Genomic DNA, 24,649 nt, shown 5'->3' on the forward strand with positions numbered 1-24,649 from the left:
CGTTTCACGCAGATCCGAACACGACCACCTCTTGACAGCTGCCCGGCACCGTCGTTTTACTCCTGGCCAACGCCAGAGTCGAAGCACTCGGCGGAAGAGGTACGCCCAGCCGGTAGCTGGCCACGCGCCAGAAGTCCGGACTGAGTCGCCAGGACCCCACCGGGGCCCGAGGCGGGGCCGTGCCCACCAGGATCTGGGGCCCAGACATGATCCTCCTCTGCGCGACTCCCCCCGGCCGCCATGACACGACGACCGCGCCTGGACGCACGACCCGTGCGCACCGGCCCACCCGGTCTCGCGAGGCCCGCAGCCGACCTGCCTCGCTCCACCCGGGCCGCGCGGTGCCGGCGGCAGCGGCACGACGGCCGTCCGGCTCGCAACGCCCGCGGCGCTGAGCACCGCCCGCCTCGACGCCGCGACCGACCAAGACCGGCCGCACACCCAGCCCCGCCGGGACCACCGGCCTTGGGCGCGGCGGAAACGCCGTACACCGGACGCACCCCTTGCTGGGAAACGCGTGTCCCACAGCTCGACTCCGGAGGTACCCATGCATGCGGTCACCCGCAGCGCGCAGCCCGCACGCCGCGACGTACTGCGCGCCGGCGCGGCTTCGGCCACCGCGTTGGCCGCGGGTCTGTCGGCCGCCGGATGCGCGGCGGGCGGCGACACCGGCGTCAGCGCCGACGGCACCGTGACCATCGAGATGTGGCACGGTCAGACCGACACCGGCAAGAAGGCCGTGGAGTCCCTGGTCGCCGCCTTCATGCGCAGCCACCCCCGCATCCGGGTCGAGCTGGGCGGCGGAGTGCTCGCCGACTCGATGCTCCAGAAGGTGACGGCCGCCCTCGCCGCCGGCTCCTACCCGGACATCGCCTACATCTTCGGTTCCGACCTGGCCAGCGTCGCCCGCAGCCCGCAGGTCGTCGACCTCACCGACATGGTCGGACACGCCGCCCCCAGTCCCTGGGGGACCTACTGGGAACCGGCGCGCGCGGCCGTGACCGTCAACGGCCAGGTGCGCGCCGCGCCCGCGCTGCTGGACTCGCTCGCCGTGGTCTGCAACAAGGAGCTCTTCCGCCAGGCCGGCCTGCCACTGCCTGAAGCCGGCTGGCGGTGGGACGACTTCGTCGCCACTGCCAAGGCGCTCACCGACACCGGCGGCGGCCGCTTCGGCACCGGCTGGCCCGGCGTCGGCGACGAGGACACCGTCTGGCGCCTGTGGCCCATGATCTGGGATCTCGGCGGGGATGTCGTCGCCGACGACGGCAGGCACATCGGCTTCGCCGACGCCGGGACCCGCGCCCTGGAGGTGGTGGCCGCAATGGTCCGCGACAAGAGCGTCTACGTCGACCCGAAGCCGGGCGGTGAACAGATGTACCAGGTCTTCCAATCCGGCCGCATGGGCATGGTCGTCACCGGTCCGTGGCAGCTGCCCGACATCCACCAAGCGAAGATCGACTACCACGTCGTTCCGCTGCCCAGCTTCTCCGGCCGACCGGTGACCATCAGCGGACCCGACACCTGGACCGTGTTCGACAACGGCAGCGCCCGCAAACGGGCCGCCAAAACCTTCGTCACCTGGCTCATACAGCCCACGCAGGACGTGCGCTGGGACATCGACGCGGGCAGCCTGCCACTCAGCCGCCGAACCCGCGATCTGCCCGCCTGGCACCACAAGGAAAGCAGCACCGAGGGACTGGGGGTGTTCACCAAGGCCCTCGATACGGCCCGGGCACGCCCCGTCCACGCCGCCTATCCGCAGATCTCGCAGGCCCTCGGACAGGCCATCGTCGCCGTGCTGCTGGGACAGAGCAGCCCCGCCAAGGCACTGCGCGCCTGCGCCGCCGACGCCAACGCCGCACTGCTCATCCCGCGCTGAGGAGCCCCCGTCATGTCGCGACTGCCCACCCCGATCACCGTGTCCGGGCCCCCGGACAGCCGGCGAGCCCTGCGCCGCCGACGAGCCGGTGAAGCCGCCATGGCCTGGACGTTCGTCTCCCCCGCCGTCCTGATCATCATCGGCCTGAGCGTCGTACCCATCATCTGGTCGCTGCTGCTGTCCTTCCAGGCCAACGACCTCGTCACCCCCAGCCGCTGGGTGGGCCTGGACAACTACCGCGCTCTCGCCCAGGACCCGCACTTCAGCCAGGCTCTGCGCAACACCCTGCTGTACACCGCGCTGTACGTGCCGGCGAGCATGGTGGTCGGCCTGCTCCTCGCCCTCGCCCTCAACCGGCGCATCCGCTTCGTCGGGCTCTACCGCACCCTGTACTTCGTCCCGTTCGTCGTCTCCGCGACCGCGCAGGGCGTGCTGTTCTCGTTCATCCTGGACCCCGAGTTCGGCGCCGCCAACGCCGTACTGCACCACCTCGGCATCCCGTCCCAGGGCTTCCTCACCGACCCCTCCCAGGCACTTCCCGTCCTCGTCGCCATCAGCCTGTGGAGCGGTACGGGCTTCTGCCTCGTGATCTACCTCGCGGCGCTCCAGGACGTGCCTGCCTCGTTGATCGAGGCGGCCCGGCTGGACGGCGCCGACCGCCTCCAACTCCTGCGCCACGTCACGCTCCCCGCACTCAGGCCCGTCACGGTGTTCCTGTTGCTGTGGCAGACCATCGAGTCCCTCCAGGCGTTCGACCTCGTGTACGTCACCACCAAGGGCGGCCCTCTCGGCTCCACCACTGTGATCGTCTACTTCATCTGGCAGCAGGCCTTCCAGAACGCCACCGCCGGATACGGGGCCGCCTCGGCCTACGTCCTGGCCGTATCCCTGGGCCTGATCGGCCTGATCCTCCAGTTCCTCCGCCGCCGCGCCCAGGGGGCCTCCGTATGACCACCCTCTCCGCTCCGCCCGACGCCGCGCAGGCGGATTCCCCCGCCTCCCGCCGCGACACGCGACGCCCCACCCCGCGACTGCCTTTCAGCCCCTGGCACTTGCTGCTCGCGCCGATGGCCCTGCTCTTCGCCGTCCCCCTGATCTGGCTGGCGCTGAGCTCGGTGATGAGCAACGCCGAGATCAACCGTTTCCCGCCGGCGCTGTGGCCCTCTCACCTGGACCTGGGCGGCTACCGCTATGTGCTGGGCAACGCGATGTTCCCCCGCTGGTTCGCCAACTCGTTCCTGGTCAGCCTCGTCACGGTGACCGCGAACCTCGTGCTCGGCACCCTCGGCGGCTATGCGTTCGCCCGGATGCGGTTCGCCGGCTCCCGGCTGCTGCTGGGGCTGATGCTGGCCACGATGGCGATCCCGTTCCAACTGACGATGATCCCCACGTTCCTGGTGATGAGGCAGCTCGGCCTCATCGACACCCTCGGCGCGCTGATCGTGCCGTCCCTGGTCACGCCCTTCTCGGTCTTTCTCCTGCGCCAGTTCTTCCTCTCGCTGCCCCGTGAGCTGGAGGAGGCCGCCTGGATCGACGGCTGCTCACGGCTTCACGTGCTGTGGCGGATCGTGCTGCCGCTGTCCCGGCCGGCCCTGAGCACGGTGGCCGTACTGACGTTCCTCAGCACCTGGAACGACCTGACCTGGCCCCTGATCGCCATCAACCACGACACCCAGTACACGCTCCAGCTCGGCCTCACGACCTTCCAGGGACAGCACCACACCAAGTGGGCCGCCGTGATGGCCGGGAACGTCATCACCGTGGTGCCGGTCCTGCTCGCCTTCCTCGGCGCGCAGAAGGCGTTCATCCAGTCCATCACCTCCACCGGTCTCAAGGGCTGACCCCCTTCGCCCCCGACACATCACTCAGGCAGGAACCGCTCAATGCCGCACTCGTTCGACCTGCTGGTCATCGGTGACGCCAACCCCGACGTCGTCGTCGGCCCGCTCGACGGCCCGCTCGCCTTCGGCCAGCGCGAACAACTGGTACCCACCGGCACCCTCACCGTCGGAGGATCCGGCGCGATCGTCGCCTGCGGGGCCGCGCGCCTCGGCCTCCGGGTCGCCTTCGCCGGCCAGGTGGGCGACGACGACGCCGGCCGCTACATGCGCGACCGGCTCGGCGCCCACGGCGTCGACACCGAGGCGCTGCGCCTCGACCCTCGCCGTCCCACCCCGATGACGGTCGTGCTCACCCGCGGAGACGACCGGGCCATCGTCACCGCCCTGGGCACCCTGGCCGCGACCACGGCCGACGACGTGCCCGCGACTCTGCTGGGAGCCGCGCGGCACGTCCACTCGGCCTCCTACTTCCTGATGCCACAGCTCGCCGACGCGCTCCCGGAACTCCTGCGCACCGCACGCCGGCACGGCGCCAGCACCTCCCTGGACACCAACGACGATCCGGCGGGCCGGTGGGAGGCCTCCGGCCTGGACGCGGTCCTGGCCCACACCGACTTCCTGCTGCCCAACGCTGCCGAAGCCCGGCGCCTGGCCCGCCTCGACACCGACGACCCCGCCGAGGCCGCCGCACGGCTCGCCCGCCGAGGCCCGGTCACCGCGGTCAAGAACGGCGCCGACGGCGCCCTGTGCCACGACGGCGAACGGCTCTTCACCACCCGGGGCATCCGGGTCCAGCCCGTCGACGCCGTGGGCGCCGGGGACAGCTTCGACGCCGGATTCATCGCCGCCCTGCTCGACGAGAGGCCCTTGCCGGAAGTCCTCCGCTTCGCCGCGGTCTGCGGAGCCCTGTCCACCCGTGCTCACGGCGGCACCACCGCACAGTCCACGCGGGACGAAGTCCTCGCCCGCCTTTCCGAGACCGAGGAAGCCCCGGTATGACCACGCCCAAGATCGCTTTCATCGGCGCGGGCAGCGTCGTCTTCACCCAGGGACTGCTCGCCGACCTCCTCGCGTTCCCCGAACTGAAGTCGGCGCACATCGCGTTGCACGACATCGACACCGAGCGTCTGGCCACCGCACACGCCGCCGCCGTCCGGATCGCGGACACCCTCGGCGCCGGTCCCGCCGTCACCGCGGACACCGACCGCCGCAAGGCCTTGGCGGACGCCGACTTCGTCATCAACATCGTGCAGATCGGCATGGGTGAGGCCACCCGGACCGACTTCGAGGTACCGGCCCGCCACGGCATACGCCAGACCATCGGCGACACCCTCGGCATCGGAGGCATCTTCCGCGCCCTGCGCACCTTCCCGTTCCTCAGGGACCTGGGGCGGGACATCGCCGAGGTCTGCCCGCAGGCCTGGCTGCTGAACTACACCAACCCCATGGCCATGAACGTCCAGTACCTGACGCAGGCCACCGGCCTGACCCGGGTGGTGGGACTGTGCCATTCGGTGTACTGGACGATGCGCGACCTCGCCGATCTCGTCAAGGTCCCCTACGAGGAGATCAGTTACCACGCCGCGGGCGTCAACCACCAGGCATGGGTACTGCGCTTCGAGCACCAGGGCCGGAGCCTCTACCCCAAGCTGGACGAACTGATCGCCTCCGACGACCAGTTGCGCCGCAGGGTCCGGGTCGACATGTACCGCCGGCTCGGCTACTACCCGACGGAGACCAGCGAGCACTCCTCCGAGTACGTTCCCTGGTACCTGCACCACAGCAGCGAAGTCGAACGGCTGCGGCTGCCGATCGGCGAGTACCTCAAGATCGTCGACGAGAACGTCGCCACCTACGAGAAGACCCGCGACGCGCTGGCCGCCGGGGCACCGGTCGCCGTCGAGGGGACGATGGAGTACGCGCCCCAGATCATCCACAGCATGGTCACCGGCACCCCGCGCACGGTCTACGGCAACGTCCCCAACCGGGCGTTGATCGACAACCTGCCCGCGCACGGCGTCGTCGAGGTGCCGTGCCTGGTGGACTCGCTTGGCGTCCAGCCGACCCGGGTCGGCTCCCTCCCGCCCCAACTGGCGGCGCTCAACCGCACCTACCTGAGCGCGAACGACCTGGTGGTGCAGGCGGCGATCGAGGATGAACCGCGGCACATCAGGCACGCGGCGATGACCGACCCCGCCACGGCCGCGGCCCTGCCGGTCGAGGACATCTGGCGCCTGTGCGACGACATGGTCACCGCCCACGGCGACCGCCTCCAGCCCGGGCTGCGCATCCGCATGGGCTCGTGAGCGCCGTAGTCGGCGGGCCGCCCGTGCCGGCCCGCCGACCGGACCGAGTTCAGTGAAGATCTACCATCTTGAAGTCGCTGGTCACGGGGCTTGTGTGAGTTGGTGATCGTGTTCTCGTACTGTTCGTGGGCGGTTGTCGGAGGTCAAGATCGTCTGCCGTTTCGGTGATCACGGATCCGCGGATTCCACACCAGCCCCGTGACCAGCAGGTTCAGGATGAACAACGCTCAGTGCGTCGTCTGCAGCTCGTCGATGAACTCGCCGATCCAGCGGAGTTCGCCTTCGATCAGGTGAACCGCGCGTCGCGCCAGCGCCCACCGGTGCGGCGGGCAGCCGGACGCGCGCAAGAACTCCTCCAAGGCGCGCCACCCGCTGGCGCGCTCGGCCAGGGCGGTGGCGTAGCGGTGCAGGGCCTGGACGGTGTCATCCCGGTCAGCAAGGTCGATGTTGTAGGTGGCGATGTCGATGCGCCAGCGCGGGTAGTCGGGATGGGCGAGCAGGTCGATGACGCCAGCTGCGACGGCCTGTCGGCCTTCCTCGGTGATGGCGTAGACACGGCGTGCCCGACCTTGGACCGCTTCCCCCGTCGAGGAGACCAGGCCGCGTTCCTGCAGGGAATGAAGCTGCTTGTAGATGGTGGACTGGGACAGTTCGGTCCAGGTGCGCATCTCGCGGTAGGTGACTTCCTTGGAGATCTCCCACGGATGTTTCGGCCCCTCTGCGAGCAGGCCGAGCAGCGCGATGTCGGCGGCAGAGAGGGGGGCCTCGTCTCGCATGACATTGGTTCTCCCATCAGAATATTGGATGGCTACAATATTACTGGTCGGCGAGCCTGCCGACCGGGCCCTATGAGGGAGACGCCCATGTCCGATGAACGTTCGGCCCCCGTTCCTTCAGCCCATCATCCGGCCACCACCCGCCCCCGGGTCGTCACGCACAACTCGGCCTCGGTCGATGGGCGGATCGCGCTCTCCGCGGGACTGCTGTTGATGATGGATGAGCGCTGGCCGGTCCTCCCCGGCTCCACGTACGCGGACGTCAAGCGCCGCCACCACCCGCAGGTCATCCTCGAGGGCAGCGGATCCTTCGTCACCGACGACCAGGTGGTAGATCCCCTGCCCGAGCCGGCCCGGACACCGGCCGCCCTGCGCGAGCACTACCTGCCCCCGGAGGCCGTCGCGCTGGCCACGGCCGGCTGGCTCGTCGTACCGGACAGCAGGGGGCGAGTGCGCTGGATGTACAAACAGTTCCCTGGCCCGGACTGGGAGGGCTGGCACCTGCTCGTCCTCGCCTCGAGGAGCACACCCCTCGCCTACCTGTCGTTCCTGCGGGACAAAGGCATCCCCTATCTCGTGACCGGGGATGACCAGGTTGACCTGCCGGCCGCACTGACCCGATTGCAGGAGTTCCTGGGTGTCGAGACAGTGCTCTCGACCGGCGGCGGCCGTCTCAACGGCGCGCTGCTCAGAGCGGGACTGGTGGACGAGATCGAGATCGAGATCGTTCCCATCGCCGTCGGCGGAACCTCCACTCCCGCCCTCTTCACCGCCCCGGACCTGCCGAAGGACGGAACCCCGAAAGCTTTGCGGCTCATAGCGGCAGAGCCCCGCCCCCAGGATCGGCTCCTACTGAGGTACGAGGTAACCGACCACGATGGGAAGGCCCTATAGCCGACCCTCTGTCAGCGCCTGCTCCCTGATCCCGGTCTTGGGAAGCCTTGGGGCCTACGTCGGCCGGTGTCCGATGACATCGGCCGAGAGTCCAGTCATCGCCCTTGTCCGCGTCATCGTGCTCGCCCTCTGCTGATTCAGCCTCGCCCAGGTCCTCTGTGAGCGTTGTTCATCCTGAACTTGCTGATCACGGATTCCATGGATTCCCCGGCGCAGGAGCTGACGCCTCTGCTCCGCGGCTTCGACCACATCACCGACTCCGCCCCGACGCCATCGGCGGATTGAGCACGCGGTGCGGCTGCTTACCCCGTCGGGCATACGGGCGCCTGAAGTGGCGAGACAGGCCCATTATCGTCACTCTGACGTTATAAACGGGTAGGCTGCCACTGCAGCCTCTGGGCTCTACCCAGAGAAGTGCTGCCCGAGGAAGGAGCATGCGCCATGACGTTTTCAGATTCTTCGGCTTCCAACCGGGTCTTCACCCTTCCCCAAGCCATCCTGAATTCAACAGAGTTGGAGATGATCACGGCGCAGAGGTCCGAGACGGACGATCTGTACCACTACACGAACGCCAACGTGGCCATGTACAACATCTTGGCCAGCGGGACTCTGCGGCTGTCACCGTTCGAATCAACGAATGACCTGTGGGAGTCGCGCCCCCTGCACCCCAACCTCAGCTCCCACCACGACGACGAGAACTGGCCGGGAGACTCAGGGCACATGGACTTGTGGGCTGACATCGATCGGCACATCCGCCTACACGCCAAAGTCGCATGCTTGACCCGAGACTTCACGCTGCCGGACCACGTCTGGAACCGTGACGCTTCGCGGGGTTGGGGCCACCTATCGCTGTGGGCCCACTACGGCACCAGTCACACGGGCGTCTGTCTGCGCTTCGACCGCGCCCGGCTGATCGCGGCGTTTCAGGAGCAGACTGACCCAGCCGCGCCGCACTTCCACGGTCCCGTTCGCTACGTGAACACGCAGGGGGTTGGTCCGCACGGACTGGACATTGGGCAGATCAGGGAATTCGGCGTCGACGCCGCCGCCTTGGCGTACGCCAAGGCGAACAACGAGTCTCTGTTCTTCAGGAAATACTGGGACTGGGAGAATGAGGCGGAGTACCGGCTTGTCCTGCTCGACCAGTCGCTCCTCCCTGCGCACATCGACATCCGTGGTGCGCTCAGCGGAGTGGTGCTCGGAGACACCTTCCCGGAAAGACGACGCCCGGCGCTCTGGGAAGTATTGAAGGCATACCCCGACGTCGAGGTCCGGCAACTGCGCTTCCAAAACCGCTACCTCAATTGCTTGGGCCCGATCACACCGGAGCCGGCCGCCAAGGCGGTGCCTTGGGCCGAGCCACGACGCAGCGGCTCCCTGGAAGAGCGCCTTGGCGCTCTTCTGGAGGCGACAGCCGAGGCGAACGAGTTCCGGGAGGCAGCCAAGCTGCTGGCGGCGGACCATCTGACGGTCATCGGCCAGGCCATCGCAGCACTGAGTTCCGACCTCGGATCCTGGCCAGAGGTGGAATCCACGGCGTTCCCGCAATCCCAGGCTGTGCCCGTGGAACAGAGATCCCGTCAGCCGGGCACCCCGGGAGAGCAGGTACACCATGAGGCTGGCTTTATATGCGTGGTGGAGAACCTTCCGAAGTACTCGCTCACCCTCGTAGCGGCTGCAGCCGTGCAGGTGCTTGACGGCCCTCGACTGCGTCTGCACGGGGTGGTCACGACGGAGCAGTGGGACTCCGACGGCAACCGCCGCGCTGAGCACTGGCGTGTTGCGCGTGAGGTCCCTGCCGATGAGGCGGACGCGGCGCTGTCAGCCCTGCTAACTGAGTTGCGGGCTGCGGTGGACGCCGTGCGCCCAACTTTCGACGAACAGCGCGGCCAAACACCTAGAGAAGCTGGCTGACGTACTTTCAAACTGGGTACTTCATCTGGCGAAGCCCGCCAGATGAAGTACCCAGTCACACCGTTGATTGTTTGTAGCTTTGGCGGTGCTGACCGGGACTATCCGGCAATATGCGTGTTCGTGGGGCGGCTATTGGTGAGGATGGATGAGCTGATCGGCGTGCTGGCGTCGCTGTTCACCGACGTGGCGCCGAGGCTGCTGGCGTCCTGGCGGCATCTGGCCACTGTGGAGCCCCCCTCGCACCGGTGTCGGCATGCCCCGAAGGCGGCCCGGCAAGTCGTTGTTGAGTTCGCCAACGTCATCTTCGCCGGCCGGGATACCTGGCTGTGGGGTACCGGAGCGACGGTGGTGGCCTCCGACTCCACGTACTTCCGCGCCGGGGACCAGGACCTGCTCACCGAGTGGCACTCCCGCTACCGTGCCAGGGGCGTCCTGGCGCACCAGCATGTGGAGTTCGGCTCGATGCTGGTGCACTGCCACCTCGGCCTGGCCACACGGTTGTCTCTCGGTGGCGGCGCACACACGGGGTACCCGTTGACGCGAACAGTGCGGGGGACCGCGGCGGGCCGTCATGTACGGCTGCCGCGTACGGCACGGATCACCTCGGCAACGGCCTTCAGTACCGTGGCACGGTCACGCGAGGTGGTGTCCTTCACCGCAACGATGACGAGCAGCACGGCTGCAACAGCCGCGACCAGCGTGACGGCCACCGGCACCATCACGGCCCACGCGCTGACGCTCATGGCATTCCCTCCGTCCGCGTGGCCATCGCTTGAGCCACGCGAAAGACATCACAGCCGACCGCCCCGGAGCGAGGAAGCCGTGCCGGACCGAATGGACACCAACACCAAAAGTCGAGTTCACAGGGGTGCTGTGCCGACTGCCGGACGGATCCGACGGATCCCGAGGACCTGGGGGAACGCGCGGTGAGCAAGAAGACGGACCTGAGCAGCGAACGGGAGACCTTGCGCACGGAACTGCGCAAGCTGGAGACCGGCGCGCTCCGGGGCCGAGACCGCACGGACGCCATAGCCGAGGCCAACCGACGGCTCCGTCAGGCCGGGCTTCGGCAGCTTTCGCCCACCACCGTCGGCGGCTGGTTCGAGAAGGGCACCCCGGCCAAGGACTTCACCACGCTGTGGACCTTGGTCGAGGTGCTGCTGGAGTGGTCCGGGCGTCCCCGTCCCGACACCCTCACCGGGCCTGACCGCGCCGAGGCAATGGGACGGTGGACGAGCACGAAGGAGCTGTGGAAGAGCCGGTGGGAACAGGCCAGAGGCTCCCGGCCCGCCGGGGCCGCACCCAACCGGCTCCCCGCAATCGGCGGCTACCTGGCAGCCATACGCCGGACCGCCAAATCACACCCGTACCCTGACGCCTGGGACGGAACCCACCTGCCCGGCCTGACCGATGTATATGTGCGCCAGAAGGCCCACCAACAGACAACCACCAGTCACAGCGGCCCCGAGGACGCCACACCCGCACGGAGCCCAACCGCCCCCGAACCGGCCGAGGAGATCTTTCGCACCAGCAGCAACGTGTGCGTGCTGCTGGCGCCGGCGGGTAGCGGCAAGTCCACCCTCCTACGCACCCACCGGGCTGACTCCGCCGGCCGTTGGCTGGAGGGCCAAACGGATACGACGGTCCCCGTCCTGGTCAACGCCGACGCTCTGAACAGCGCCGACACGTTGCCTGCCGCCCTGGCCAAGGCCGCGACCAGCGAGCTGAGGCGCTTCGGGCTGCTCGACCAGCTCACAGCCGACCTCTTCCGCCACCTCCCGCGTCCTAGGACGCCCTGGCTGGTCATGGTCGACGGCCTCGACGAGATCCCCGACGCCGACACCCGTCGCGCCGTCGTGCAGACGATCGCCGAAACCGCCGCAGCGCAGCCCGCGCTGTACCGGTTCGTCGTGGCCACCCGTCCCCTGCCCGCAGGAGAAATCAGCCTCCTGGGCCAGCAGGCGCATCGCTACGAACTGCACGCCTTCACCCTAGACGACCTGCTCACGTATGCCACAAAATGGTTCACGGCCATGGACGACCCCCGCCGCCACGCACAGGCATTCGTGACCGAACTCCAGCGCTCCCGCCTGGACACCCTGGCCCGCACCCCGCTCATAGCCTCCATGCTGTGCCAGCTGTACGCGGCCGACCCCGCTCACCCCCTTCCCGACGGCCGCAGCGGGGCCTACCAGTCGTTCGTCGAACTCATCTACGAGCAGAACACCCACAAGCACATCAGGACCACCCACGACGCGGCCATCCACCGTCTGAAGGACCGCCACCAGATCCCGAAAGACAACCAGGCCGCCGAACAGGCCGCACAGCAAGTACGCGACTACCTGCCCGAACTGATCGACCACCTAGCCCACGAGCGGATCAACGGCAACACCGCTGTCGCAGCCGACATACTCGCCTCACATCTGCACGCCAACCGCCCCCAGAAAGTGAGAAAAGACCTCTGGCGCTCCTTCCTCAGTGACCTTCTGCGGCCCACCGGTCTTCTGGCCCAACGCGCGAACGACCTCGACTTCCTCCACCAAACCCTCCTCGAATACCACGCGGCGCGCCACGCTACTCGCGACGAACAATCCCGCACTCAGCTCCTCGAAGCCCTGATCGCCTCCTCCCGGGCCGGTGACCGCCTGGAGCCGCCGGACCTGCAGACGTCCTACCTCGGTTTCCTCCTCGACGGACTCATCGCCCCCCACGACCACATCACCGCCCGGACCAACCAATACTTGACAGACCTCACCGCACACGGCGGAACATCTGCCTGCATGTTCCTCAGCAGGCAGGTAGAGCTGAGAACCTGTCTCCTGCCCGACCTCACGGCCGCCCAGCTGAAGGGTTTCGCGGAGGACAGCACCCTCGACGGCTCCTCCCGTGTGACTGCGGTCCAAGCGTTGGCCGAGGTGCAGGGGTACCAGGACGACGCGGTCGCCCTCTTCACCGCATTCACCCAGGACACCACGCTGGACGACCTCGACCGTGCGTCCGCGGCCCGGTCGTTGGCCGAGGTGCAGGGACACCGGAACGACGGCGTCGCGCTGCTTATCGGCCTCGTCCGTGACCCCGCCCTGGCCTATCTCAATCGTGTGACCGCGGCCGAGCTGTTGGCGGGGGTGGAGGGACACCGGGACGACGGGGCAGCCGAGCTGGTCCGCCTCTCCCAGGACACCACCGCGAGCTTCTTCTTCTGGGTAGCGCCGCTCGAGGCGTTGGCCAAGGTGGAGGGGCACCGGGACGAGGCGGTAGCCCTGCTCACCGCCTTCGTCCAAGACACCGCGATGGAATTCGCCCCGAGTCCGACGGGGGGAATCTCGCTGCGCGTGCAGGCAGCCGAGGCGTTGGCCAAGGTGGAGGGGCACCGGGACGACGGGGCAGCCCAGCTGCTCAGCCTCGCCCTGGACACCACCGTGACAGACCTCTTTCGCGTGCAGGCGGCCCAGGCGCTGGCCGGAGTGGAAGGACACCAGGCCGACGCCGTCGCCCTGCTCGCCGCGCTCTCCCGGGACCCAGCCCTGCACCACCTCAACCGCGAGCAGGCGGCCCAGGCGCTGGCCAGGGTGGACAACGTGGCCGCCCTGCTCACCACGCTCATCCAGGACCCGGCCAAGCCAGACCTCTTCCGTATCCGCGCGGCCTGGGCGCTGGCAGGTGTCGAAGGGCATCGGGACGACGCGGTCACCCTGCTCACCACGCTCGCACAGGCCCCGACCCAGCCAGACTTCATCCGTATCGGAGCGGCCCTGGTGCTAGCAGGTGTCGAAGGGCATCGGGACGACGCGGTCACCCTGCTCACCACGCTCGCACAGGATCCCGCCCAGCCGGGCCTCTTGCGCGTGCAGGCGGCCTGGTCGTGGGCAGGTATCGAAGGGCATCGGGACGACGCGGTCACCCTGCTCACCACGCTCGCACAGGATCCCGCCCAGCCGGACTTCGTCCGTGCCGGGGCGGCCTGGGTGCTGAATGAGCTGGGAGTGGGCTCTGAGTGATGCAAGGGTTGTTCGTGAAGGGATTCCCCAAACGAACAACCGCGATCTTGTGCCGTTCGGCGCCCCGCGTGCGCGCCAGGCGCCCTCGACCCACGCATCCATCGCGGTCAACCCGACCCGGCCCACGTGGACACCCTCGCACTTGAGCGCGGCGTGCACGCGCGGTGAGCCGTAGATCCCGCCCGAGTCGGCGTGGATCTCCTTGATCTGCTCGGTGAGTTGCACCTTGCGGCGCCAGCGTTCGCACGGCTTGGCGCAGCATGTGCGGGCGGCAGGCGTGATGGACCGTGCGGGCCAGGCGGTCGAACATCCCCTTGGTGTTCGGGTAGGTCATGGACCGGCCCCGCGCTGTACGGAACAGGTTCACGAACACCATCGGTTCGGCGGACGCCTGCGGCACCCGGTCGCGTTCGTGCTGGTAGTCGGTGTAGAGGGCGACCAGTTCGGCGGTGATGGGCACGCTGCGCGGGAAGCGGGACTTGGCCAGGGCCCGGTTGGGATTGTCGGTGCGCCGGCGGACGTGGAGGTGCGGGCCCTCGATCCCGCAGCCGATCGACCGTGAGGAGGCGAGCAGGTGCAGGTCTTCGCGGTGCAGGCCAAGCGCCTCGCCGATTCGCAGCCCAGTGCACGCCAGCAGCGCGATCAAAAACCGGTGGGTGAACTCATCGTCCAGGGGGAAGATCTCGGCGCCTGGATCAACGCGCAACAGGTCGGTTGGGAGCAGCTAGCGCCGGCACAGCGCTTCCTTCTGGAGACCGTCGGTGTCGAACCCGCGGGTGCGGGCGAAACGGCAGCGCCGGGTCGGCGCAGCCAGGACCAGCGATGGGCCACCCACCTCACCGCCGCCCGGCAGTCCGCGCGGGAAGGACACCTCCACGTCCCCCGCAAACACACCGAGACAATCCGACCGGGCGGAGACGGCAAGGACGACCAGGGGGCGGTCGTCAAACTCGGCGCCTGGATCGACAACACCCGCCGCAGAGCAGCCAAACTCAGCCATCAACGCCGTGCCGACCTGGATGAGTTGGGTATGCGCTGGTGAGTGCGGCGAACGCATGCCGAGCTTCGTGAAGCGACTCACGGAGCTCGGGATCAATGCAAGTGGCGGTCCACCCCCGCGGGCGCGGGGAGCAGAGATGGTGCACCATTGGCCTAATGCCTGTCCCGGGACCATCCCCGCGGATGCGGGGAGCAGACCGAAGGCCTCGACGCCCTCGGCATCAGCGCGGGACCATCCCCGCCGGTGCGGGAAGCAGTGGCCGCCGCGTTCGGCATACCCGCGGAAGGACCATCCCCGCGGAAGCGGGGAGCAGCTGTTCTGGATGCAGGCGACCAACACCACGTTGGGGCCATCCCCGCGCGTGCGGGGAGCAGCAGTGCGCGGCAGAAACCCGTTCGTGCGTGGTGGACCATCCCCGCGGGTGCGGGGAGCAGTGCTTGGCGATGGTGGTGACGGTCTTCTGGATGGGACCATCCCCGCGGGTGCGGGGAGCAGCACTGGAGCTCTTCGAAGTCCCGGTCGCGCGCCGGACCATCCCCGCAGGTGCCGGGAGCAGTCCGCGGCCGGCTGCACGATGCGGTGCGGAAGTTAATCGAGATGCCCCACCGCTTAACTAGGTGTATGAGGGCTCGACGTTGGTGACGCTCTCGCGGAGGCGTGCTGCTGGCGGCTTTCGGGCGGCAGCACTATGCGGACGGTGGTAGTTGTAGTGGATGTTCCAGACTGCGATCGCGGCTGACCGGGCGTCCTCGCTGGTGAACTCGCGGGCGTAAAGGACTTCCTCGGCCATGATGCGCTGGTAGCGCTCCACCTTCCCGTTGTGCCGAGGTGTGTATGGCTTGGTTCTCTGATGCCGGGTGTCTTGCCCGACGATGCGGGCGAAGTCGCTGGAGCGGTAGCAAGCGCCATTGTCGGTGACGACCCGGTGGATGTGGTTGATGCCGTGGGCGGCGAACCAGACCTTCGCTCGGGCGAGGAAGGCAGCAGCCGTCGCGCCCTTCTCATCGCCCAGCGGTTCTGTGTAGGCGAGCCGTGAGAAACCATCGACGACGGAGTGCAGGTAGACGTAGCCACGCTTCGCCCCGGCCGACTTTGCCCGATTGGCGACCTTGGCCTGATCACTGTCCCGGCCGTGGATCCGCCACCCGCCGCCATCAGGGATCCGGCCGACCTTCTTCACATCCAGGTGCACCATGTGTCCGGGCCAGCGGGCGGTGATCTTCCCCGGCTTCCGGTTGTTCTCACCGCCTGGGTCGATGAAGCGGCGTTGGCCGAGGCCGAGCCGGGTCAGGTGTCGACTGACAGTGCGTCGGTCGATCATAAAACCGATACCGACAAGTTCGTCGGTGATCCGTTGCGCGGACCACTTGAGCTCCCGGCGCCAGGACTCGATCTGCTCGATGACCCATACCGGAGTCGCGTTCGGACTCCGGTGCGGACTCGACGACCGGTCTTGTAATCCCGCATCACCGTGTAGCCGCCAGCGATTTACCCACTTGCTGGCGCATGCGCGAGAGATACCCATCTCAGCGGCGACGTGGGCGATGGGACGTGTCTGGCACCGCTTCACGAGCCGCCTACGGCCCTCGACGCTCAGGGGCGCATTCGCGTGGAGCACTCGTCGTCCTCTCGATGACGACGGCAGGCGCGACGCCCATAACGCGCGCCTGCCGCATTGTGGCCTGTCAGTCCCGCGGTGCGACGCGGATACGGTTCCCGTCAGGATCGGCTGCGAGGAAGGTCAGCCCGAACCCCGCATCATGAGGCTCCTGCAGCATTGTGACGCCCTTGGACTGCCACTGCTTGAAGATCGCGGTGACCTCGTCGGGCCCACGGTCGGTGGCCAGGCACACCTCACTGGTGCGCGGGACGTCCGCTGACAGATCGTCGAACTGGCCGGACCACACAGCGAGGTCGGCGCCTGGCCCGAGGTCGAAGGTGATGTATCCCGGAGTTTCGAACGAGGGGCTCATGCCGAGGAGGTCTCCGTAGAAGCGTGCTGCGGCGGGAGCGTCGTTCACGTAGACGATGGACACGACGGATGTGGTCATGGGTTTTCCTTCTCGCAGGTCGTGGGTACGCATACGCCAGCCTGATCGGGATATGCGCCGCATCATGTCGCAATTCCTGAAAAGCTTGGCGTGTGACCCCAGACCGCTTCTTCTCCCTGATGTTGCGGCATCGAGGGATGCCGTGACGACACAGGAACTCGCCTCGGCGCTCGGGGTGTCCCTTCGAACCGTCACCCGGGACCTGAACTGGCTCCGCGACGCCGGTCTACCGGTGACGGCGCAACGGGGCCGCCTCGGAGGCGTGACCATGCTGCCCGGGTCCGGGTTCGACCTCACGCGACTCACACCCGGCGAGCGTGATCACCTCTCGCTCACCGGGCTGGACGAGAAGCAACGTGCGGAGCTCAACGCATCGGTCGAAAGCCGGCGCGCACTCTCCAAGATCGCAGCTGCACGGCCACGTCGGATTGATGAGCTCCTGCCGCTGACCGAGGTAGTGCACGTGGACAGCCGTCCCTGGCTCAAGGCACGAACTTCCGGCACGACTCCGGCTTCGCTGATCGGCCCGGTGCGGCGAGGTCGTCGGCTACGGATCGAGTACGACAGCCCACGCGAGTCATGTCCACGCGACCTGGTCGTGGATCCCTACGGGCTGGTCGCCAAGGCCGGCATCTGGTACCTCGTCGCGGACTGTGCTCGAGTGCCATGGATGTACCGACTCGAACGGATCACCACGTGGAAAGAGGTCGACCAGCCACGACGGATCCGCGAGGGCCAGGCCCTCGCGACCGTCGCTGCAGCGCTCGTTGAGCAGTGGGAACACGACCATGCGATAGAGGTCAGCGCCACCATCGACCAGACCCAGATCGAGCGAGCGCGACGGATCCTCGGCCAACGACTCGTCCAGGACGACCATGAGGAATCCACCAGCGGCCACAGGGTGAGGATCCGCTTCCCGAACTTGGAGGACGTGCGAACACTGCTGCCGTTCGGGAGCACCATCACTGTGCACGGCCCCGCCGAAGCCAGGGCTCACCTCCTCGACCTTGCCACCGACATCGCCCACCACTATGCGCCGTCACCAACGTCCTGACCCGCAACAACTAGTCATCTTGGGCATGACGCTCTCCTCTCACCCAGACCGGCGGCGCGTTGTCCGCGTACTGCTCCCGGTCTCGCGGCCGGAGTTCTGTGTCCGTCGGAGGGATGAGCGCCTTCACCGGCCGCTCGGGTCGGGCCTGGACCACCTTGTGCCGCGGTTTGAACGGAGAGGGCTGGCGGGTGGTCGTGCTCGGCTGTCGCAGATATTCGGGGATTTCGCCCGCCGTGATGCGGGATGCCCGGGCGCGTGCCGCTGCTTTTGCCGCGGCCTTCCTGGCCCGCTTAGCTTCACGAGACTCCTTCGCCATCCATGCAGCCTATGCCGCTCTCTCCGCCTGCGGAATGCGCCGGTCTGTCGTTCGGCGAACGGTCACCGTGACCGTTCCTCGAAGGGCTCCGGCGAGGGTCATGGTCAGAGTCCGGCCTCGACGGGCATCCTGGAGAGGTGGTGACCAGGAAGGCCCCCCGCTGCCGTCAGTGCGGAACGGTTCTTCCCGACGGGTCCAGGAAGAGCCGTCGGTACTGCTCAGCGACCTGCAGAACGAAGGCCTGGCGCACGATGAAGGCCCGCCGCGAGGCAATCGACGCCCGCGGGGCAGCCCTCAAGGCAGTACTCGAAGGCCGTCGCCATCCCTGGCTCCGATTCACATGCCTGGAATGCAGCAGCACCTGGCATTCCGCGGACACCCCGTTCGGGAAGACGAAGCGATCCGAGAGGCTGTAAACCTAGAGGCACCGCTGGCCCCCGTTTCGTGAGGCGGGCATCCGCTACGGCGGCCTTCTGCGTTGTCCTGAGCGGCAAATTCCTTGCGGTTGAGCGGAACCCGGCAAATTTGCCGGGTTCCCTCATTTTCCGGGGTCGGCGTCGATGATCTCGGCGTCTACGACGTCGTCAGCGGGCACGGTGACCTTCGCGAGGATCCTGCCGACCTTCCGTACGCGGCTCTGCAGGTGCTCGGCGTCGACGGTGGTCCGCCGCAGTGCGGCGCCCTCGTCCATCAGGGCTTTGTCCAGCCGTTCCAGGGCCCGTTCTACGCCACTGACAGCCTCCACGAGGGGGTCGGCGGCTTCCGTCTGCCGTCCGGCGTCATGCGGGGCGTCAGCGGCCTTCGTCTGGGCTGGGATGGGTGCCTGGGGGGCCTGGATCTCGCACCATCGGACCGCGACGGCTCCGCGGCGTTCCTGCGGGTGTGGCGGCGACTTCACCGATTCCTGGCCTAATCTGGCGAGCCTTCTCCAGGGGCGCCGGGGGTGAGCCGGAGCATCAACCTAGTCGTGCTCAAGAAGCACGGCTGCGGCGATCGCGATGACGATCACTACGCCCCACAGTTGTCCGCCACCAGCTGAGAGATCCTGCTCGGTGACGCCGACCCTTCTGGCAATTTCCCGAGCCTCCCGGAAGTCCTGCCTCGTGCCCTCGGACTACCCGCCTTTGCCCCGGCAGCCCGGGGCAGTCGGTCAGGGGCTGAGGGGAGCCGGACGGCGTGCCGGTTGACGGTCAGCTCCCAGGCGCCGGCTTTGAGCGTGAGGGTGGCCGCGGCGAGGGCAGCGAACGCGTTACGGGGCGGGAGGGGCGGGGCGGTGCATGCTGAAATCCCGGCGCAGGGAAGTGGGGTGGCTGGCGCGGTTCGAGCGCGCCGGCCACCCCTTCCTTAGAGAGCATCTGATCTAGGTAGTTGGTAGTTAGGGATGATTTTGTGACGGCGGGTGCTGACGGTCGTTAGGCCGGGCGTGAGCGTGCGTCGTCCTTACCGCAGTGACGTGTCCGATGCCCGGTGGGCCCTGATCGAGCCGGTCTTCACCGCTTGGCGGGCAAGACGCACCGGGCCGGGCACGGCAGCCCGGGTGCATGATCTGCGGGAGATCGTCAACGCGATCCTCTACGTCAACCGCACCGGGATCCCCTGGGAGTATCTGCCGCACGACTTCCCGCCCTACAAAACCGTTTACGACTACTTCGCGAAGTGGGAAGCCGACGGCACGACCCAGCGGGTCCACGACCTGTTACGCGACAAGACCCGTCGCGCGCACGGCCGTAGTGCGCAGCCCACTGCGGCCGTGATCGACGCCCAGAGCGTGAAGACCTCGGCAAACGTGGCCGAGAGCAGTCAGGGCATCGACGCCGGCAAGAAAATCAAAGGCCGCAAACGGCATCTGATCACCGACACCCTCGGCCTGGTCCTGGCCGTCCTGGTGACCGCCGCGAACGTCCACGACACCATCGGCGGAAAACAGCTGCTCGACGACCTGGCGGCGCACCATCCCCGTGTCACCAAGGTCTGGGCCGACGGCGGATACCAGAGCAGCATCTTCAACCATGGCGCCGGCCACGGCATCGACGTCGAGGTCGTGCAACGGACCCGAGCGAAGGGCTTCGAGCCGCTGCCCAAACGCTGGGTGATCGAGCGAACCTTCGGCTGGCTGATGCAGCACCGCCGGCTCGTGCGGGACTACGAAGCCCTGCCCCAGCGATCCCGCACAATGATCCACTCGGCGATGGCTAACAAAATGTCCCGCGAACTGACCGGAGAATCCGTACCAACCTGGCGAATCGAAACGGACAACCCCGCCATACCAATCTGAACACTGATCAGATGCTCTCTTACTGGCTCTAACAAAAGCGGTTTGATCATGTGACTGTCGGCTTGATCGGTCGTTGATGTGGTCATGGGGAAGCGTCAGTCGCGGCCGTGGATCGTGTCGGACGAACTGTGGTCGCTCATCGAGCCGTTGCTGCCCGAGCCGCCGCCGAAGCAGGTGGAAGGCCGACCGCGGGTGCCCGACCGGCAGGCCCTGTGCGGCATCCTGTTCGTCCTGCACACCGGCATCCAGTGGGAGTACCTCCCCCAGGAGCTCGGCTTCGGCTCGGGCATGACCTGCTAGCGCCGGCTTGCGGCCTGGAACGAGGCCGGCGTCTGGGACCAGCTGCACCATCTCCTGCTGAACAAGCTGCGCTCGAAGAACCAGCTGGACTGGTCCCGGGCGGTGATCGACTCCTCCCACGTCCGGGCCGCACGCAGGGGCCCAAAAGCGGACCCAGCCCGGTCGACCGCGCACGCCCGGGCAGCAAACACCACATCATCACCGACGGCCAGGGCATCCCGCTCGCGGTGTCGCTGACCGGCGGCAACCGTAACGATGTCACCCAACTCCTGCCGCTGTTGGACAAGATCCCGGCCGTGGCCGGAGTCGTCGGCCGGCCGCGTCGGCGGCCCGACATGCTCTTCGCCGACCGCGGCTACGACCACGACAAGTACCGCCGGCTCCTGCGGCAACGCGGCATCCGGCCCGCGATCGCCGAACGTGGCCAGCCGCACGGCACCGGCCTGGGCACCTTCCGGTGGGTGGTCGAGCGCACCATCGCCTGGCTGCATGGCTTCCGCCGCCTGCGGATCCGCTGGGAACGACGCGACGACATCCACGAGGCCTTCCTCGGACTCGCTGTCTGCCTGATCACCCACCGGCACGTCCAAAGGCTTTGTTAGGGCCAGTTAGCGGTGCGGTCACGGCCGGGAGTCGCCCCAGGGGGCGCAGACGGAGCTGGCTGTCGCAGTCGGGCCGGTCGTGTTTGTGCGGGAAGGCCCCCGGTGGCGCGCAGTTCGTTGAGGACCTGCAGGAGGTCCCGCTCACCGTCCAAGGTCGTGAGCGAGGCGCCTGTCCCTACGATCCGGGCGGGAGGTGCATCAGGTGGCCAAGGACGCGAAACCGGACCTTCGTGAGCTGATCACTGCCCGCAGGACAGGCGGATACGCCGCTCATGGTCAAGAAGGTCTGCGGTGAGCCGGGGATCTCCTTGGACCCTGCCCGTTCGGAGGCGATGCGCGCGAAGCTGAACCGGCTGGCCGAGCGGGGCTGGCTGCGCAAGCTGGCCGACGGGAAGTTCACCACCACGCTGTGAGCGTGCTCCCGCCGCCACAAAGTACGGGCCGGGCCGTAACATCCGTGCCCCCAGCGGCAGTTGATAGTCCATGTCAAAGAAAACCAGCCCCGCCGTGGGCACTGAGACGGTTGTCTTCCAGTCCAGCCTGCAGCTGTCCACAGCCACCCTGACCTTCCTCGGCGACCTGCTGCGCGGCCACCTGAAGAAGATCGGCTCGCGGTGGCGCAAGCTGCCGCCCGGGAGAATCGCCACGATCGTGCTGGCCGTCCTGCGCCATGAACAGCGGCTTGCCGACATGGCGGGCGGCAACCGCATCTCCGCCACGACGGTGCGCCGGTGGGTGCTAGAGGTGATCGAACTGCTCGCCGCACGGGCCCCACGGCTGGACCGGGCGCTGAGGAAAGTCACCCGAAAGGGCGGCCACGTCGTCTTGATCGACAGCACTCTTATCCGCACCCGCCGCCGTTACGGGAAGGACAACCACCGCAACTACAGCGGCAAACACAAGGCCCACGGCCTGCTCTTCCTCGCGCTCACCGACGACAAGGGCCGCCTGCTGTGGCTGTCCGCGGCCCACCCGGGACGCTCCTCGGAGATCACCACCGCACGCTACAACAAGATCGTCGAGCGCCTTCGGGCCCACGAGTTAGACGCCATCGGCGACCTCGGCTTCACCGGCCTGGACAACGACCCGGACAACCCGGTGGTCATCACCGGCTACAAGGCCGCCCGCACCAAGCCCCTCACCCCGGCGAAGAAGCGGGTCAAACAGCTGATCGCGTCCGTCCGTGCGGTCTGCGAGCACGCGTTCGCGCACCTGAAGAACTGGCGCATCATCACCAAGTTGCGCTTGTCGGCCCGTTACGCAACGACGCTGCTGCGGGCGCTGCTCGTGCTGACCACCACCGAAGTCGCACGCTGACAGACAATCTCGGGAGCAGGCCACCGCCCGCGACCAGTACGAGCGTGAGATCGCTGACTCACACCAGCCCCGATGACCTGCGGGTTCGAAGTTGGAGGAGGCTCAGTGTGAACTGATACGGCAGCCCCCCGCCCACGCGCCCGCCGGAGCGTTCGGGTGTGCCCCGCCACCAGTCCTGGTGAACGCGGATGAACTCGGTGCCGGAGGGGCGGTGCCGGCCCGGTCCCGCCAGGGGCGTCAGCGGGGCTTGGGATCCGTCCGGGCAGTCTCGGCCCGGGTGCGTTCGTATTCGGCGGTGTCCAGGATCTGCCAGGTGGCCTGGCCGATGGCCAGGATGCCGCGGGCCGGCAGCGGCACCTCACCGATGCGGGGATTGCGGTCCAGCCGGACCGGGCGCCCGAGGTCGGTGCCGTCGAGCACGGCTCGGGCGTCGGCGATGTAGTACATCCGCTGGGGCATGAGCGTGCCGGCGTGCCCGCTCGGCATCACCCCCGTCATCCGCAGTCTGCCCAGCCCGAGAGCGCGGGCCAGCTGTTCCCGGCCTCGCACCAGCGCCCTCGGGCGCCAGCTCGCGAGAGGGAGCGCCGAACTCACGGCGTTCACCACGGCGAGGACCGGTGTGGAGCGCGCGGAGAGTGTCCACTGCAGGGAGGGCGAGTCCATCGTCACCCGCAGCGAGGCGGGGCCGGTCCAGGCGAGGTGAATGCCGGCGAATCCGATGTGATCGCAGGCGGGTCCGTAGTACCTGGGGCAGGCGGCGTCGAGGCGCGGCCCGTCGACGTAGATGGACCATCGACCGCCGGGAGTGCGGTGCCACACGGTCCGATACGGACCGAAGGAGCTCTCCGGGAAAACGCGCAGCGCGAGCACGTGCCCGGAGTCGAAGGGCAGTCCGAACACCCCCCAGCCCTTGGCGTACTCGTGGCCCGGAAACGGCGCCGACCCGCCAGACGCCGACTGGCCGGACAGTCGCAACGCCAGATCGATCATGACGGCCACCTCACTCGGGACCGATCCGCATCTCGAATCCAGCATGCCACCGCACTGTGCAGGGCGCTGACCTGGCCGGACCGGTGGCGCCTGCCTGGCCGCACCACGGGACGAGGCGGTCACTCCCGGCAAGGGCGGGCATGCCGGTCGGCGGCCGTCAGCGCGGTGTCGCGGCAGGCCCGCGGCCGGCACCGCCCGGTCTGCTTCGCCCGCAGGGTGCGTGCGCCGGGACGGAACTCGCCGGTGAACTTCTCGATCGACAGGTTTCCCCAGCCGGGAGGTGGGGTGCAAGCTGGAGGGGAGGCCGCCTCGTGATCGTGGGAGGGTCTCGGGACATGCGGTCTCGCCACTCCGAGAGGGCTCGTTCGGGCCCGGTAGGAGGGAAGCGAGATGACAGAGCAGGTCACCACCGGTACAAGTTGGCGCCTGGCCGGTGATTGGTTCGACGTCTGCAAGTGCGCCATACCGTGCCCCTGTACGTTTGCCCAGCCACCGACCGACGGCGACTGCGAGGGCGTACTGGTCTGGCACATCCGCGAAGGCAACTTCGGGGACGTTCAGCTCGACGATCTCAACGTCCTGATGCTCGGCTCCTTCGTCGGCAACCCGTGGGCCGGGACGCATACCGAACCGTATATCGCGGTCTTCCTCGACGAGCGCGCCGACGAACCACAGCGCGGGGCGCTCGGGGCGATCTTCGGCGGCGAGGCAGGAGGCTGGCCGGCGCAGTTCGGGGCGATGCTCCAACCCGAGATGCGCGGCATGGACGTCGCCCCCATCCACGTCGAGATCGACGCGGACCTCGGCAGCTGGCGGGCCGAGATCCCCGGCCGGGTCACGGCGTCCGCCGAGGCACTCACCGGCCCGACGACTCCGGACGGCGCGCGCGTGCAGGTCCACAACGCCCCGGGCGCCGAGGTCGGACCCGGCCAGGTCGCCACCTGGGGACGGGCCACCGTCGACCGCGCCGACGCGTTCGGTTTCTCCTGGGAACGCTCGGGCAAGTCGAGCAAGCACTTCCCGTTCGACTGGAGCGGTCCTGACTAGAGAGAACCGGCGTCGTACGGCGAGATCGCCGACCATGTCCTGAGCGGTGAGGAGACCGAAGGGGCCGGGCGGGTGTGAGCAGGAGTCGC

Annotated in this window: 20 protein-coding genes and 4 pseudogenes; 16 read left to right on the forward strand and 8 right to left on the reverse strand. The window is 68.1% G+C overall.

What is annotated here, in order from left to right; all coding sequences use genetic code 11:
• The first annotated feature begins 547 nt into the window (after positions 1-547).
• The 5 genes from ACQF4J_RS01495 to ACQF4J_RS01515 are packed head-to-tail and all read left to right on the forward strand — an operon-like array spanning position 548 to position 6,026.
• The gene (locus ACQF4J_RS01495; protein WP_427164263.1) at positions 548-1,879 is read left to right on the forward strand and encodes an ABC transporter substrate-binding protein; all 1,332 of its coding nucleotides are present in this window, start codon (positions 548-550) and stop codon (positions 1,877-1,879) included.
• Positions 1,880-1,891: 12 nt separating this feature from the next.
• On the forward strand, positions 1,892-2,830 hold the full coding sequence (locus ACQF4J_RS01500; RefSeq protein WP_351801700.1) for a carbohydrate ABC transporter permease: 939 nt from the start codon (positions 1,892-1,894) through the stop codon (positions 2,828-2,830).
• A complete protein-coding gene (locus tag ACQF4J_RS01505; RefSeq protein ID WP_427164265.1) occupies positions 2,827-3,720 on the forward strand; it encodes a carbohydrate ABC transporter permease in 894 nt (297 codons plus the stop codon). The genes ACQF4J_RS01500 and ACQF4J_RS01505 overlap by 4 nt, the downstream gene beginning before the upstream one ends.
• A gap of 42 nt (positions 3,721-3,762) precedes the next feature.
• Entirely contained in the window at positions 3,763-4,719 is a 957-nt protein-coding gene (locus ACQF4J_RS01510; RefSeq protein ID WP_427164266.1) for a carbohydrate kinase family protein, read from the forward strand.
• The gene (locus ACQF4J_RS01515) at positions 4,716-6,026 is read left to right on the forward strand and encodes an alpha-glucosidase/alpha-galactosidase (protein ID WP_351801706.1); all 1,311 of its coding nucleotides are present in this window, start codon (positions 4,716-4,718) and stop codon (positions 6,024-6,026) included. The genes ACQF4J_RS01510 and ACQF4J_RS01515 overlap by 4 nt, the downstream gene beginning before the upstream one ends.
• A gap of 227 nt (positions 6,027-6,253) precedes the next feature.
• On the opposite strand, the gene ACQF4J_RS01520 is transcribed toward ACQF4J_RS01515, so the two are convergent.
• Positions 6,254-6,802 (reverse strand): PadR family transcriptional regulator, encoded by a 549-nt coding sequence (locus ACQF4J_RS01520; protein WP_427164267.1) that lies wholly within the window; start codon positions 6,800-6,802, stop codon positions 6,254-6,256.
• A gap of 87 nt (positions 6,803-6,889) precedes the next feature.
• Between ACQF4J_RS01520 and ACQF4J_RS01525 the strand changes: the two genes are divergently transcribed.
• The 3 genes and pseudogenes from ACQF4J_RS01525 to ACQF4J_RS01535 form a co-directional block, all read left to right on the forward strand.
• The gene (locus tag ACQF4J_RS01525) at positions 6,890-7,696 is read left to right on the forward strand and encodes a RibD family protein (RefSeq protein WP_427164269.1); all 807 of its coding nucleotides are present in this window, start codon (positions 6,890-6,892) and stop codon (positions 7,694-7,696) included.
• 441 nt (positions 7,697-8,137) lie between these two features.
• Positions 8,138-9,610, forward strand: coding sequence for a DUF2971 domain-containing protein (locus ACQF4J_RS01530; protein WP_427164271.1), 1,473 nt, complete (start codon positions 8,138-8,140; stop codon positions 9,608-9,610).
• A 141-nt stretch (positions 9,611-9,751) separates the two neighbouring features.
• A pseudogene (locus ACQF4J_RS01535) lies at positions 9,752-10,078 on the forward strand (Tn3 family transposase); the annotation flags it as partial.
• A 101-nt stretch (positions 10,079-10,179) separates the two neighbouring features.
• On the opposite strand, the gene ACQF4J_RS01540 reads toward ACQF4J_RS01535, so the two are convergent.
• The gene (locus tag ACQF4J_RS01540) at positions 10,180-10,353 is read right to left on the reverse strand and encodes a hypothetical protein (RefSeq protein WP_427168710.1); all 174 of its coding nucleotides are present in this window, start codon (positions 10,351-10,353) and stop codon (positions 10,180-10,182) included.
• 183 nt (positions 10,354-10,536) lie between these two features.
• On the opposite strand from ACQF4J_RS01540, the gene ACQF4J_RS01545 reads away from it, so the two are divergent.
• Positions 10,537-13,608 carry an NACHT domain-containing protein gene (locus tag ACQF4J_RS01545; RefSeq protein WP_427164272.1) on the forward strand — a complete coding sequence of 1,024 codons (3,072 nt, stop codon included), beginning with the start codon at positions 10,537-10,539 and terminating at the stop codon, positions 13,606-13,608.
• 129 nt (positions 13,609-13,737) lie between these two features.
• Here ACQF4J_RS01545 and ACQF4J_RS01550 read toward each other — a convergent pair.
• Both ACQF4J_RS01550 and ACQF4J_RS01555 read right to left on the reverse strand, forming a co-directional pair.
• Positions 13,738-13,833: pseudogene (locus ACQF4J_RS01550) on the reverse strand (transposase); the annotation flags it as partial.
• A gap of 67 nt (positions 13,834-13,900) precedes the next feature.
• A pseudogene (locus tag ACQF4J_RS01555) lies at positions 13,901-14,254 on the reverse strand (tyrosine-type recombinase/integrase); the annotation flags it as partial.
• On the opposite strand from ACQF4J_RS01555, the gene ACQF4J_RS01560 reads away from it, so the two are divergent.
• Positions 14,183-14,650 (forward strand): helicase associated domain-containing protein, encoded by a 468-nt coding sequence (locus tag ACQF4J_RS01560; protein ID WP_427164273.1) that lies wholly within the window; start codon positions 14,183-14,185, stop codon positions 14,648-14,650. The pseudogene ACQF4J_RS01555 and the gene ACQF4J_RS01560 sit on opposite strands and share 72 nt — an antisense overlap.
• A gap of 571 nt (positions 14,651-15,221) precedes the next feature.
• Here the strand turns inward: ACQF4J_RS01560 and ACQF4J_RS01565 are convergent.
• Together ACQF4J_RS01565 and ACQF4J_RS01570 are read right to left on the reverse strand one after the other, a co-directional pair.
• Positions 15,222-16,226: an IS481 family transposase gene (locus ACQF4J_RS01565; protein WP_427164274.1), complete on the reverse strand. Its 1,005-nt coding sequence runs from the start codon at positions 16,224-16,226 to the stop codon at positions 15,222-15,224.
• A gap of 67 nt (positions 16,227-16,293) precedes the next feature.
• A complete protein-coding gene (locus tag ACQF4J_RS01570) occupies positions 16,294-16,659 on the reverse strand; it encodes a VOC family protein (protein WP_427164275.1) in 366 nt (121 codons plus the stop codon).
• A gap of 142 nt (positions 16,660-16,801) precedes the next feature.
• Between ACQF4J_RS01570 and ACQF4J_RS01575 the strand changes: the two genes are divergently transcribed.
• Positions 16,802-17,713, forward strand: a complete 912-nt coding sequence (locus ACQF4J_RS01575) for a helix-turn-helix transcriptional regulator (RefSeq protein ID WP_427164276.1) — start codon at positions 16,802-16,804, stop codon at positions 17,711-17,713.
• A gap of 854 nt (positions 17,714-18,567) precedes the next feature.
• Here ACQF4J_RS01575 and ACQF4J_RS01580 read toward each other — a convergent pair.
• A complete protein-coding gene (locus ACQF4J_RS01580) occupies positions 18,568-18,774 on the reverse strand; it encodes a hypothetical protein (protein ID WP_427164277.1) in 207 nt (68 codons plus the stop codon).
• Between the two features lie 678 nt (positions 18,775-19,452).
• On the opposite strand from ACQF4J_RS01580, the gene ACQF4J_RS01585 reads away from it, so the two are divergent.
• From ACQF4J_RS01585 to ACQF4J_RS01600, 4 genes and pseudogenes are all read left to right on the forward strand, one after another.
• Complete coding sequence (locus tag ACQF4J_RS01585; RefSeq protein ID WP_427164278.1) at positions 19,453-20,304, forward strand: IS5 family transposase; 852 nt, start codon at positions 19,453-19,455, stop codon at positions 20,302-20,304.
• An 84-nt stretch (positions 20,305-20,388) separates the two neighbouring features.
• Positions 20,389-21,206, forward strand: a pseudogene (locus ACQF4J_RS01590) (IS5 family transposase).
• 272 nt (positions 21,207-21,478) lie between these two features.
• Positions 21,479-21,619 (forward strand): hypothetical protein, encoded by a 141-nt coding sequence (locus ACQF4J_RS01595; protein WP_427164280.1) that lies wholly within the window; start codon positions 21,479-21,481, stop codon positions 21,617-21,619.
• A gap of 94 nt (positions 21,620-21,713) precedes the next feature.
• Positions 21,714-22,523 carry a transposase family protein gene (locus tag ACQF4J_RS01600; protein WP_427164281.1) on the forward strand — a complete coding sequence of 270 codons (810 nt, stop codon included), beginning with the start codon at positions 21,714-21,716 and terminating at the stop codon, positions 22,521-22,523.
• Between the two features lie 237 nt (positions 22,524-22,760).
• Here the strand turns inward: ACQF4J_RS01600 and ACQF4J_RS01605 are convergent, their stop codons facing one another.
• The gene (locus ACQF4J_RS01605; RefSeq protein ID WP_351584739.1) at positions 22,761-23,513 is read right to left on the reverse strand and encodes a hypothetical protein; all 753 of its coding nucleotides are present in this window, start codon (positions 23,511-23,513) and stop codon (positions 22,761-22,763) included.
• 390 nt (positions 23,514-23,903) lie between these two features.
• Between ACQF4J_RS01605 and ACQF4J_RS01610 the strand changes: the two genes are divergently transcribed.
• Positions 23,904-24,560 (forward strand): DUF1326 domain-containing protein, encoded by a 657-nt coding sequence (locus ACQF4J_RS01610; RefSeq protein ID WP_351584741.1) that lies wholly within the window; start codon positions 23,904-23,906, stop codon positions 24,558-24,560.
• Positions 24,561-24,649: the final 89 nt, after the last annotated feature.

This window comes from Streptomyces sp. C1-1 (genome assembly GCF_050214755.1).
Classification (GTDB): domain Bacteria; phylum Actinomycetota; class Actinomycetes; order Streptomycetales; family Streptomycetaceae; genus Streptomyces.